Consider the following 12,354-nt stretch of genomic DNA (forward strand, 5'->3'; position numbering starts at 1 on the left):
AGCGCTCGCACCGGAAGATGCAGGAAGTCGAAAGAGATCTGGTGGACGGATTGCATCGGAACGGAGTGGCGCCTGAGGTGGCTGCACAGATCCTCAAGTACCTGACGGCGTTCGCCAACTACGGTTTCCCCGAGAGTCATTCGGCCAGCTTCGCTCTTCTCGTATACGCTTCGTGCTACCTGAAGCACTACTACGCTCCGGAATTCTACGCGGCGCTCCTCAACGCCCAGCCGATGGGCTTCTATTCGCCGGCCACCATCATCCACGACGCGCGGCGCCACGGGGTGGAGGTCCGTCCCGTCGACCTGGCCCATTCGGAGTGGGATTCCACTTTGGAAGTTCCGCGGGCACCCCGCCGGCACGCTCCGGCTACTTTGGACTCGGAGCCTCCTCGGAGCGAAGCTCCTGCGGGGTCTCCTCGTCGTCGTAGCGAGTCGTGTGCTGGCGGAATGTCCGCGGATGCGGAGGGCAACTTCAGACGGTCCGCGGCCGGTCCGTCCGCTGCGGAGGCGCACTCCGGAGGACCCCGACTTCCAGAGCGGTTCGATACCCAATCGGATCACCACGTTCTCGAAGTCGCTGTTTCTGCTGCGGGGGAGCCGTGTTCCCGGAGCGAACCTCCGCAGCGCAGCGAGGACTCGTTCGCGGAGGGAGCGCGGCCCCCCGACCCTGCTCTGCGAATCGGCCTTCGGCTCGTGCACGGGCTGGGGCCGAAGGCGCGCGAGAAGCTCCAGGCGGCTCGCGAGGAGGGACCGTTTCGAAGCGTGGAGGACGTGATGCGGAGAAGCGGTCTCGGGGCGTCGGATCTCCGCGTCCTCGCGGAGGCGGGCGCGTTCGAAACGCTGTGGCCCGGTCGACGGCAGGCGCTGTGGGAGCTTCTGCGGCAGGCTCGTGGAGATGCGGGACCGCTGGCCCGCCGAGCACCCGGGACCCCTGCTCCGATACGCGAGATGTCGGCGCTCGAGAGGGTGGCGGCGGACTACCGGTGCGTCGGACTGTCCCCGGAGGGGCATCCGATGGAGTTCCTGCGCCCGGAGCTGGAGAGGAAAGGCGTGTTGAGTGCCGCCGAGTTGCGCTCGCGCCCGAGCGGCGATCGGGTGCGCGTGGCGGGAATGGCGATCTGCCGGCAACGACCGGGCACGGCGAAAGGGGTCATGTTCGTGACGCTCGAGGACGAGACCGGGTTCTCCAACTTCGTGGTCATGCCGGATGTGAGGCAAAGGCTCGGAAGCGTGCTGCGCGCTCCGCTTCTGGTCATGGAGGGCGTGGTGGAAAACGAGCATGACGTGGTGAACGTGCTGACCCGCCGGGCCGAACGTCTGGACCTGGCCGGAAACCTGGGGCCGATTCGCAGCCGCGACTATCGCTGAAGGCCGTTTGTGGCTTCGAGGCCGAACGATATATTGGCCGCGACCCGACGAGCGACGGACTTTCACGGACGAGAACCAGGTGACGCAATCCCTCCGGAAACCGAAGATCGTGGACAAGCCCTGGGGCCGTGAGGTCTGGTACGCCCACACGGATCGCTACGCGGGCAAAGTGCTCGAGGTCACCGCCGGCCACCTCCTCTCCCTCCAGAAGCACCGCGTCAAGCACGAGACGCTTTATCTCCTCAGCGGTCGCGTTCGGCTCACGCTCGACGGAGAGACGATGGAGTGGCTTCCCGGACAGGCCGTGTCGATTCCCCCCGGCACTGTCCATCGCATGGAGGCGATCGAAGACTCCGTCCTCCTGGAGGTATCGACGCCCGAGCTCGACGACGTCGTCCGGCTGGAGGACCGATACGGGCGTACGGGCGACTGAACCCGTTTGCCCCTGCCCCAGCCTTCGCCTATTCTCCTTCGCCTGCAATACGAGGCAGATGAGAAAACCCCCTCGGCCACGGATTGACTGCGGGGATAGGATCCAAGGTAGGCACCGTGGCTCCGGGGGTGTTCTCGTCTACTGAAACACGCCACGAGCGAGAACGTTCCACAGGCCTCGCGGGGCGTGCGTCGCCATCTGCTGCGGAGGTTGGATGCCCTCGCTGAGCCCCCATTCGGACCCCCGGATGCTCAGGACGATCTGGCTTGCCCTGGCGGCCGGCGTCTTCCTGTTCGCCGCGATCGTTCTCTTCGTGCTGGAGCCGCTCCGTTCCACGGTGGAGCCGAACCTGATGCGCATGGTGTGGTTCGCCGTGGCCGTGATCGCGACCCTCGGGGCCGGAATCGCGAGGGGAAGGCTGGCCGCCTCCCCGCAGGGGGCGCGCACGGCCGCGATCGTGGTGTGGGCGCTGGCGGAGGGTCAGGCCCTGGTCGGGATCGTCGGCACCCTGCTCACGGGGGATCGGATGACCGCGTACGGATCCCTGGCCCTGTTCGTCTGGCTCTGGATGCGCTATCCGCCGGGGGCGTTCACCGGCGGCCGGGGCTAGCCCGTCATCGGGTCATTCCGTCGAGCCGCTCGATGACTTCCTCGACCGTGCAGTGGCGGCCGGTGGACCTCTTCGAGAAGACCACCGCCCCATCCAGTTCGACCTCGAACACGCCGCCGCTCGACGGGATGAGCTTGACCTCCAGGTCGGGGTACCGGGCTTCGAGTCGGGCCGCCAGACCGGCGGCTCTGGGTCCGTAGTTTCAGACGGCGCAGTATTCGATGCTCAGTCGCACCCCGTCCTCCTCTCCAGTTGATCGCAGTCGCCATCGCCTCAGCCGCCCTCGAGGATGACGATCGCGGCTGCGGTGCCTCCCTCGTGAGTGAAGCTGAGGTGCGCCCGCTGGCCGCCCGCCTGCTTGAACGCCCGCAAGGCCGCGCCGTGCAGTCCGAGCTCCGGGCGCCCCCGGCGATCCGTCCGGATCTCGATATCGGTCCAGCGCACACCTTCCCGAAGACCCGTGCCGAGGGCCTTCACGAAGGCTTCCTTCGCCGCGAAACGAGCCGCGTAGCACTCCTCGCTCCGGCGCCGGGCGTCGCACGTCTGACGCTCCACTTCCGTGAAAAGCCGGCGCCGGGCGCGCTCGGGATACCGGCGGAGGAGCTTCGCCACACGGTCGATCCGTGCGTGGTCGATCCCCGTGCCGATGATCACGGCGCCGCTGCCCGCGTTCTCGATCGTCCTACTCGCCGCTGGTCCATGGCTGCAGTATTGTCCTTCGCCTCCGGCCGGGCAACGGGTTTTCGCCGCCGGGGGAGAGCCATACAACACCCGGCGATCGCCGGGGCCTCGCGGAGAGAAACCACGGATGGAACAGGCACGAACGGTGGATGATCTCGTATCGGGCGTCTTCGAAGCGCTCAAGAAGGAACTTCCCGACCGCTCCCCCGAAGTGCTCGGGGAATTCGGTCGGCGGCTCCTCTCCAGAGTGCCCCTGGACAGGCTGGAGGAGGCGGAGCCCGGCCTCATCGAGTCGCAGGCCGCGGCCCTGTTCCGGCTCGTCGAGACCACGCCCGATGACTCCATCGGCGCAGAGCTGCACCGGCTTCCGTCCCGCCCACACCGGGCCGTGCTGCTGACCGCGATGCCGGACTGCGCCTTCATCGTGGAGACGCTGCGGGAGATGTTCGGTTCGGAGGATTACTCGATCCTCGCCCTCCTGCACCCGATTATCGATCTGAGTCGCTCGGCGGACGGCCGCATTTCGGCGATCGGCGATCGCGACGACACGAGGGCCCGGGTGTCGGCGACGATGATCCTGGTCGAGGGACTGGAGTCGGGCGACGACGAGTCTCTGCTCCGGGAGGTGGAGAGCCGGCTGGAGCACGTGAGACGCTCCACCGCCGACTTTCCCTCGATGCTCGAGTTCCTGGACCACATTCGGGCGGACCTCGAAGACCTGAAGACCCACCTGGCCTGGAAGGCGGAGGAGCTGGGGGAGGTCCAGGAGTTCCTCGACTGGCTGCGCGAGGGCAACTTCGTCTTCCTCGGCTACCGCGAGTACGACATTAGACCCGCGGACGACGGGACCCGGGAGGTCAGGCTCCGCCGGGGATCGAGCCGGGGAATCCTCTGGGACGAAACCACCTCGAAGGTCTACGATGCCGTCCCGCTCGACGCTCTGCCCAAGGAGCTCACCGCCCGGGTGCTCGGTGGACCTCTGCTCATGGTTTCGAAGACGAACGCCCTCTCCCCGGTCCACCGGCGCGCGCGGATGGACGACATCAGCATCAAGCGCCTCGATACGGACGGAACGGTGCTCGGCGAGCGCCGGTTCCTCGGGCTGTTCACCGCCAAGGCGTTTCACCAGGATGCTTCGGTCACCCCCATCCTGCGGCGCAAGCTGGCCGAGATTCTCGAAGCGGAGCAGGTCGATCCGGGTACCCACGATCACGGTCTGATCGTGCGCCTGTTCAACAGCTTCCCGAAGGAGGACCTGTTCGTCGCTCCCACGGAGGAGCTGCTTCCGCTGGTCGACGCGATGGTCCAGACGCACGCGAGCGGCGAGGTGCTGGTGATCGGCCGGCCCGACGCCCTGGCGCGCGGGGTCACGCTCATGGTCGTCATGCCGCGACACCGCTTCTCGTCGGCCGTACGGAAGCGGGTTCAGCAGCTGATCCAGGACGCCTACGACGGGCACATCCTGAACTATCACCTCGCCCTCGGCGAAGGAGAGCAGGCCCGCCTGCACTTTCACGTGTCGGCCGAGCCCGACGCCGTCGCGAGAGTCGACCTGGTGGATCTGGAGACCCGGGTCAGCGAGGCGATCCAGACCTGGCAGGAGAAGGTGCGCAGCGCCCTCGAGACGGAGGTCGAGGCCGATCGGGCGCTCGAGCTGATTCAGCTGTACGGCTCCGCCTTCTCGCCGCAGTACGAGGCGACCACCTCGGTTCGGACGGCCGCCCGGGACATCCTGGTCCTGGAGCAGGTCCGCTCCGAAGGATTGAGCCGTGTGACCCTCCTCGATCTCGATCCCCCCGTGGCGGACCGGTACTGGCTCACCGCCTTCGACCGGGGAGAGAACCAGGCTCTCAGCGACGTGATGCCGGTGCTCGAGAACTTCGGCTTCCGGGTGATCCGGGCCGAGGCGCATGAAGTCTCGGTGGAAGATGGGAAGGCCCCGTTCACCATCCACGGATTCCTGGTCGACGTGCCGGCGGAGTGGAAGGTCGAACGCGAGGGCGCCGAGAGCCGGGTGGAAGAGGCCCTTCGGGCCGCGCAGGCGGGGTGGGCGGAGAACCTTCACATCAACCGACTGATCCTGTCCGCCGGTCTGTCGTGGCGACAGGTCGCACTCCTCAAGGCCTACGGGGCCTATGCGTTCCGGATCGGAGCCGTGTCCAGCCGACTCCTTCTCCAGCGGCCTCTGATGGCGTATCCCCGGGCCGCACGTCTGCTGTGGGAGATCTTCTCGACCCAGTTCGATCCATCGCTCGAGGGGGATCGCGAGATGGCGGGGATCGCGGCACGAGATGCGTTCCACGACGAGCTGAAGCGCGTCGAGGGCATCGACGACGATCGAACGCTGCGGAGATTGCTCAACCTGATCGATGCCACCGTCCGGACGAACTACTTCCAGGCCCGCCTGCGCGAGGACCGCCACGCTCCGATCTCGCTCAAGTTCTCCTGCCACCGAATCGACGCCATGCCCGAGCCGCGGCCGCGGCACGAGATCTGGGTAAGCGGCGTTCGCACCGAGGGAGCGCACCTGCGGATGGGCGATGTGGCGCGAGGGGGCCTCCGATGGAGCGACCGACTCGAGGACTTCAGGACGGAGGTCCTGGGTCTGGTGAAGACCCAGCAGGTGAAGAACGCCGTCATCGTCCCGCAGGGAGCCAAGGGTGCGTTCGTCGTCAGCCGACCGCCGGCCGACCGCTCGCGTGCGCGGGAAGCCGGCGTCGAGAGCTACCGCGACTTCGTGAGCGCGCTTCTGGATGTCACCGACAACGTGATCGACGGACAGGTGGTGCATCCTCCGGATACGGTGATCCGGGATGGGGAGGATCCGTATCTCGTCGTGGCCGCCGATAAGGGCACGGCGACGCTCTCCGACACCGCGAACGACCTGGCCGCGCGCTACGGGTTCTGGCTGGGCGATGCCTTCGCCTCCGGCGGGTCTAAGGGCTATGACCACAAGAAGATGGGGATCACCGCCCGCGGCGCCTGGGAATGCGTGAAGCGACACTTCCGGGAGATGGGGAAGGACATCCAGGAGGAGGAGTTCACCGCCATCGGCATCGGGGACATGAGCGGTGACGTGTTCGGGAACGGGATGCTGCTGAGCCGGAAGACCCGGCTCCTGGCGGCCTTCGACCACCGCAACATCTTCATCGATCCGGATCCGGATCCCGAACGGAGCTGGGAGGAACGCAAGCGCCTGTTCGACCTGCCAGGTTCGGCCTGGACCGACTACGACGCCGACCTGATCAGCCGGGGCGGGGGTGTATGGGGGCGCGGGGACAAGCGCATCGAGCTGTCGGACGAGGCCCGTCAGGTGCTCGGCATCGAGGAGCCGACGGTGAACGGCGAAGCGCTGGTGCGGGCGATTCTCGGCGCTCCCGTCGATCTGTGGTGGAACGGAGGGATCGGCACCTACGTGAGGGCTTCGTCCGAGACCAACGCCGTCGTTTCGGACCCCGGAAACGACCTGGTGCGAATCACGGCCGCGGAGCTTCGCGCCCGTGTGGTGGGCGAAGGCGGGAATCTCGGGCTCACCCAGCGAGCCCGCATCGAGTACGCGATGCACGGCGGCCGGTGCAACACGGACGCGCTGGACAACTCGGCGGGAGTGGACACGTCCGACCACGAGGTCAACCTGAAGATCCTTCTCGGTGCGTCGATCTCGAGAGGCGATCTCGAGGCGGCGGAGAGGGATTCCCTCCTGGCCTCGGTCGAGGCCGACGTCGGCGCCGCCGTGCTCGAGAACAGCCGACACCAGAGCCTCGCGGTCAGCCTCGACCAGCATCGGGTGGCGAGAAACCAGGCCGGTTTCGCCGACGCGCTCATGTTCCTCGAGCGCAGCGGCATGCTGAATCGGTCGCTCGAGAACCTGCCCAGCAGCGACGACCTCGCCGAGCGGCAGGAGGCCGGCAAACCGTTCCTGACCCGGCCCGAGCTGTCCGTCCTGCTCGCCTACGCCAAGATGCACATGAAGGGGTGCCTGCGCGGTTCGGCGTATCTCGAAGACCCGGCCATCCTGGATCTCGCCCGGCACTACTTCCCGGAGCCCGTGCTCGACCGGGTCGGAGAGGAAGCGGTCCGCGAACACCGGCTGCGCGGTAACATCGCGTCCACCGAGCTCACGAACCGGCTGATCGACGCCATGGGCGGAGCCGGCTTGATTCAACTCATCGGAGAGACGCACCGAAACGCGGATGAGGTGGCTGCCGCATGGTACGTGGCCTCCGAGGTCGGTCGGGCGGGCGAGGTGCTCGAGGGACTCCGCCGCCTGACGACGGTGACGGCGGGCGTACAGGCGCAGTGGCTGCTATCCGCCACCGATGCGCTGGCACGATCGACCCGCTGGATCCTCGCCAATGCGGACCTCGGGCGTCCGCTCGGCGAGCTGATCGAGCGGTACGGTCCCCCGGTGGCCGAGATCGAAGACCACCTGGCCGATCTGCTGCCCGAGCCGAAGCGAAGCCAGGTCGGCGACCGGCTGGCCGTGCGCGTGGCCGATGGAATGGACCGGGATCTGGCGTGGCAGCTCGTGTGTCTCGAGTTCCTCGACGGTCTGCTCCCCGTGGCCAGCCTGTCCCGGGTCGCCGGGGTCGGGGCGCGGTCGGTCGGCGAGTTGTATTTCGGCCTCGCCGCGGACATCGACTTTCCATGGCTGCAGGACCGTCTGTCGGAAGTGGCCGGCGAGGACCTGTGGGAGCAGCGCGCCGCGGGCCGACTAACGATCGAGCTCGAGGGTGCGAGGAGGGCCATCGTCCGCGATCTGATCGACCGGGCGGAAGGTGGCGACGCAGCCCTCGCGATGGCCGACTTCCGCGATCGATGCTCCGTGGGGCTGACCCGGATTCACGAGCTGATCGAGAAGCTCAAGGAATCGGACGACCTGAGCCTCGCGGCCCTGGTGGTGTCGGTGCAGGCGATCTCCGATCTGGTCGACCTGTCACGCAGGGGTTCCGGGTAATAATGAAGAGAGCGGCCGGCAGGCGTTTCGCCTCCGGCCGCTCGATGGGATGAGGTCGTTCCGGCCGAGAGGCCGGTCGCACCCCCGGCGCTAATACGTCGTCAGGTACCGGTCGAGCTCCCAGCTCGTGACCTGCGCGATGTAGTCGCCCCACTCCTTCCTCTTGGCGTGGACGTAGTTCACGAAGAGGTGCTCTCCGAGCGTCTCACGGATCAGCTCGTCTTTCTCCATCTCCACGATCGCTTCACCGAGGTTCGCCGGAAGGCTCTCCATCTGGTACTTCGCTCGCTCTTCGGCGCTCAGCTCCCAGACGTTCGTGTCGACGGGCGGGCCGGGATCGATCTGCTTCTCGACCCCTGCCAGGCCGGCTGCGAGCTGCACGGCGAGGGCGAGGTACGGATTGCACGACGGATCCGGCATCCGGAACTCGACCCGGGTGCCCACTCCCCGGCGATCGGGGACCCGGATCATCGGAGACCGGTTCCGCTGGGACCACGCGATGTCCACCGGGGCCTCGTAGCCCGGCACGAGACGCTTGTAGCTGTTGACGATCGGGTTCGTGATCGCGGCGATCGCCTTGGCGTGTGCTTTCAGCCCGCCGATGTAGTACCGCATCGTATCCGAGATCTGATACTCCGCGTCGGCATCGAAGAACACGTTCTCCCCGTCCCTGAACAGCGACTGGTGCGTGTGCATGCCGGAGCCGTTCTGACCGTAGATCGGCTTCGGCATGAACGTGGCGTGCAGGTCGTGCGCGAGGGCGGCGTTACGGACGATGAACCGGAACGTGGTCAGGTCATCGGCCGTCCGCAGGGCTTCCTCGTACTTGAAGTCGATCTCGTGCTGCCCGGGAGCCACTTCGTGGTGGGCTGCCTCGACCTCGAACCCGATCGCCTCGAGGTCGTTCACGATCATCCGCCGTGCCTTCTCGCCCAGGTCCACGGGAGTCAGGTCGAAGTATCCGGCCGCGTCGTGCGTGATGGTCGTCGCGGCCCCCGCCTGATCGCGGTGAAACAGGAAGAACTCCGCCTCGACGCCTGCATTCATGACGTATCCGAGCTTCGCGGCCTTCTCCGTCACACGCTTCAGGCACAGGCGCGGGTCCCCGGCGAACGGCTCGCCGTCCGGCTTGTACACGTCGCAGATGAGCCGTGCCACGCGCGCGTCCGGGTTGCCCCACGGAAAGATCCGGAACGTGTTCAGATCGGGCTTGAGGAGCATGTCGCTCTCCTCGATCCGAACGAAGCCCTTGATCGACGACCCATCGAACAGAATCTCGCCGTCGAGCGCCTTTCGGAACTGGCTGGCCGGGACCTCCACGTTCTTCGTGTGTCCGAGGATGTCCGTGAAGGTGAGCCGCAGAAACCGGACGTTGAGGGCCTTGCACAGCTCCAGGATGCCCTCGGGATCGGGATGGACACCGAGCTGCTTGCCGTAGGTGGCGAAACGGGCGGACTCCTCGTGCTCGGACGGTGCGGCGAACATCGTGTCGGGCGTCATGCGTCACTCCATCAGTGTAGGACCCGGATTGCGACGAACGATGACATAGGATACAAGATTCGCGCCAAACGTCAAGGATTGCCCTAGAGTAAAGCGCAAATGTGCTAAAACTAGATATAGAATGCCAAGGACATAGTAATATTGGTTACTATTGTGGTCATATGCAGGATTATGGGAGCCGCGTGGTGCGATCGGACACGGCACCGCGCTTGCGGTATGGACGGCGTTGTGGCAAACGCTCCACGTTCCGTACAGTGGAGCGCCGGCGCGAATCCGGATCACCGGAGATCAGGCGGCCGGAGACACCCCTACAGGCGGAGGCACCGGCGGTGACAGAAACCGGCGAAGGGGCGGTATACGTGCTCGACCCCGGGTCCGAGGTGCTCGCGGCGGCTCCGCTCTACCGCGATCTACCGACGCACGAAGATCGTCTGCGGGCCCTGTCCCGTGCGATCGCCGCCAGCCCGGGCTTCCGGGGGCTGAAGTCGGCGGTCCTGGTCGTGCGACTGACGGCTCCGTCGCGGCTCGCCCTGGTCGGACGCTTCTCGGAGGCCGAGCGGAACCGGATCGAATCGCTTCCCGGCATCATCGACAGCGGGCTCAGACGGCTGCGATATGTCTCGTACGCGGAGGCCGAGCGCGTGACGCGCTCACTTGCCGAGAGGCTGGAGGGCGAGCTCGGCCGGGACGAGCTGGCGCGGTGCCGGTTCGCGCCCATGCCTCGCGGCGGCCTGTTCGTGCTGGGCATGCTCTCCTACCTGCTGCGTCTCCGGGCCGACCAGATCGTTGCGGAGCCGGTCCAGGGGATCGGAGGAGACCCGGGCGGCCCCCTCGTCCTGGTGGATGACTGCGCTCTGAGCGGATTGCGATTCGTCGAGACGTTGCATCGCAGCCCGTCCACCGACGTGGTCTTCGCCCACCTGTTCTCCCACCCGGAGCTCCGGAGCTCCCTCGAGAACCGCGAGCCGAAGCTCCGCGCCTGCGTGGCGGGGGCGGATCTCGTGGACCGGTCCGACGAGTTGTTGGGGAACGAGCGAAGTGCATGGCAGGAGCGCTGGCTGGCACGATCGGACGGGAAGGCGGTCTGGGTCGGGTTGCCCGAGCATGTGTGCTTTCCCTGGAACGAGCCGGACATCACGGTGTGGAACCGCGCGAGCGCCGCCGAGGAGGCGCCGTGGCGCGTCGTTCCTCCAGAACACTGCCTGAAGAATCGGCCGCTCGAGTCTCCGGCTCTGAAGGGGCGCGTTCAGGAGCACGGTCGGAGCCCGGGAACGCTGCAGGCCGGTCAGCATACGGTGGTGGCCCACATGGACGCGGAGCGCGCCGTGCTCGTCGCCGACTGGAAGGAAGGCGCGGCCTACCGGTTCTCCGGAATCGCCGCCGACGCGTGGACGGCGCTCCTGGAGGAGGGAAGCGAGGAGAGAGCGGTCGAGCGGCTCCTGCGAGACTGGGACGCGGACCCCGGGACCCTCCGTGCCGATGTCCGGTCGGTGCTCGACCGGGCCCTGGACCTCGGCCTCCTGATGCGAGAGACCCGGACGGACGAACGCATCCATGGGTGACCGACCTCCCTCCGAGGATTCCCTCTACCGGGTCTACGGGATCACGCTGGCCAGCGATTTCCCCTTTCAGACGCCCCTGCACCGAACGGAGGGTACGCCCGACCTCTCGTTCACCTGCGTCCGGGAGTCGCCGGACATGGCATTCTCGGAGGACCGGGAGCCGCTGTTCGAGAGCCGCTACCTGACCGAGGATGGACGGCCCCAGGTCCGCCTGTACCGGATCGATGGCGGTCACCTGTTCCGGCAGACCGGCATCGCCGACTGGTACGTGTGGCCCGACCGGATCGTGTGCCACCGGCACGACGAGTCGGCCACGCAGCTGATCGAGCTCTACTTTCTGAGCCTCGTGTGCGGCTTCTGGCTCGAATCGAGGGGGGATGTGGTTCTCCATGCCTCCGCCGTCAGCATCGAGGGCCGCGCCGTGGTGTTCCTCGCCACGAACACGGGGGGCAAGACCTCGCTGGCGACCTCCCTGATGACGGCCGGTCATCCGCTGCTGACCGACGACTTCCTCGCCGTCTCCGTAGGGGATTCGGAGGAGGCGGTGCTCGCCCACCCGGGCTTTCCCCAGATGCGGATGTGGCCGGACCTGGCGGATCACTTCCTCGGAGCCCATGAGCACCTGCCGCGGGTGCTTCCCGAGATTCGAAAGCGGCGTGTGCCACTCGAAGCCGAGGACCTCGGGGCGTTCTGCACGGAATCCCATCCGCCCGCGCGCCTCTATCTGCCGGCACGGGAGGAGTCAGCGTCCGAGATCCGCATCGAGCCCGTTCCGCCGTCGGACGCGCTGATCGAGCTCGTTCGCGAGTCCTTCCTGAGCACGGTTCTCGAGAAGGCCGGGCTGCATGCCCGGCGCTTCCACCGTCTCGCCTCGCTCGTGCGCCGGGTTCCGATGAAGACGCTCACGTATCCGGCTGGTCTGGAGCGTCTTCCCGAGGTTCGCGACGCCATCATGGCTGACCTGGCGGGGGAGACGTGAGCGGGCTGTGCGGGTTGGTGCGGTGGGATGGGGGCCCGGCGGAGCGGGGGGTGGTGGAGTCGATGGTGGAGGCGGCGCGTTGGCGGGGCCCGGACGGGGTGAGGGTGCACGTGGAGGGGGTCGTGGGCCTGGGGCACCTGGCGCACCGCGTGACGCCGGAGTCGGTGCGGGAGGTGCAGCCGCTGGTGTCGGGGGAGACGGTGGTGGTGGCGGACGCCCGGATCGACAACCGGGGAGAGGTGGCATCGTGGCTGGGGGAGCG

9 protein-coding genes and 1 pseudogene are annotated in these 12,354 nt (G+C 67.2%); 7 read left to right on the top strand and 3 right to left on the bottom strand.

Going from position 1 to position 12,354, the window contains the following annotated elements:
* The 3 genes from AC36XV_RS01995 to AC36XV_RS02005 form a co-directional block, all read left to right on the top strand.
* The coding region (locus AC36XV_RS01995; protein WP_492201996.1) for a helix-hairpin-helix domain-containing protein at positions 1-1,370 on the top strand (1,370 nt) is incomplete at its 5' end.
* 79 nt (positions 1,371-1,449) lie between these two features.
* Entirely contained in the window at positions 1,450-1,803 is a 354-nt protein-coding gene (locus AC36XV_RS02000; protein WP_492201997.1) for a cupin domain-containing protein, read from the top strand.
* A 214-nt stretch (positions 1,804-2,017) separates the two neighbouring features.
* Positions 2,018-2,413: a hypothetical protein gene (locus tag AC36XV_RS02005; RefSeq protein ID WP_492201998.1), complete on the top strand. Its 396-nt coding sequence runs from the start codon at positions 2,018-2,020 to the stop codon at positions 2,411-2,413.
* 4 nt (positions 2,414-2,417) lie between these two features.
* Here the strand turns inward: AC36XV_RS02005 and AC36XV_RS02010 are convergent, their stop codons facing one another.
* On the bottom strand, positions 2,418-2,648 hold the full coding sequence (locus tag AC36XV_RS02010) for a SelT/SelW/SelH family (seleno)protein (protein WP_492201999.1): 231 nt from the start codon (positions 2,646-2,648) through the stop codon (positions 2,418-2,420).
* 38 nt (positions 2,649-2,686) lie between these two features.
* Positions 2,687-3,067, bottom strand: coding sequence for a holo-ACP synthase (locus AC36XV_RS02015; protein WP_492202000.1), 381 nt, complete (start codon positions 3,065-3,067; stop codon positions 2,687-2,689).
* Positions 3,068-3,221: 154 nt separating this feature from the next.
* Between AC36XV_RS02015 and AC36XV_RS02020 the strand changes: the two genes are divergently transcribed.
* On the top strand, positions 3,222-8,051 hold the full coding sequence (locus tag AC36XV_RS02020) for an NAD-glutamate dehydrogenase (RefSeq protein ID WP_492202001.1): 4,830 nt from the start codon (positions 3,222-3,224) through the stop codon (positions 8,049-8,051).
* Between the two features lie 90 nt (positions 8,052-8,141).
* Here the strand turns inward: AC36XV_RS02020 and glnA are convergent, their stop codons facing one another.
* Positions 8,142-9,551, bottom strand: coding sequence for a type I glutamate--ammonia ligase (gene glnA / locus AC36XV_RS02025; protein WP_492202002.1), 1,410 nt, complete (start codon positions 9,549-9,551; stop codon positions 8,142-8,144).
* A 329-nt stretch (positions 9,552-9,880) separates the two neighbouring features.
* On the opposite strand from glnA, the gene AC36XV_RS02030 reads away from it, so the two are divergent.
* The 3 genes and pseudogenes from AC36XV_RS02030 to AC36XV_RS02040 form a co-directional block, all read left to right on the top strand.
* Positions 9,881-11,113: a PqqD family protein gene (locus AC36XV_RS02030; RefSeq protein WP_492202003.1), complete on the top strand. Its 1,233-nt coding sequence runs from the start codon at positions 9,881-9,883 to the stop codon at positions 11,111-11,113.
* Positions 11,106-12,092 (top strand): hypothetical protein, encoded by a 987-nt coding sequence (locus tag AC36XV_RS02035; protein ID WP_492202004.1) that lies wholly within the window; start codon positions 11,106-11,108, stop codon positions 12,090-12,092. Before AC36XV_RS02030 ends, AC36XV_RS02035 begins: the two co-directional genes overlap by 8 nt.
* A pseudogene (locus tag AC36XV_RS02040) lies at positions 12,089-12,354 on the top strand (hypothetical protein); the annotation flags it as partial. The gene AC36XV_RS02035 and the pseudogene AC36XV_RS02040, both read left to right, overlap by 4 nt.

The organism is Candidatus Benthicola sp., assembly GCF_058719085.1.

What these genes read in the sequence shown, in the direction of transcription:
- AC36XV_RS02005 (WP_492201998.1), top strand. Translation starts at nt 2,018, where the DNA reads ATGCCCTCGCTGAGCCCCCATTCGGACCCCCGGATGCTCAGGACGATC.
- AC36XV_RS02020 (WP_492202001.1), top strand. Translation starts at nt 3,222, where the DNA reads ATGGAACAGGCACGAACGGTGGATGATCTCGTATCGGGCGTCTTCGAA.
- glnA (WP_492202002.1), bottom strand. Translation starts at nt 9,551, where the DNA reads ATGACGCCCGACACGATGTTCGCCGCACCGTCCGAGCACGAGGAGTCC.
- AC36XV_RS02035 (WP_492202004.1), top strand. Translation starts at nt 11,106, where the DNA reads ATGGGTGACCGACCTCCCTCCGAGGATTCCCTCTACCGGGTCTACGGG.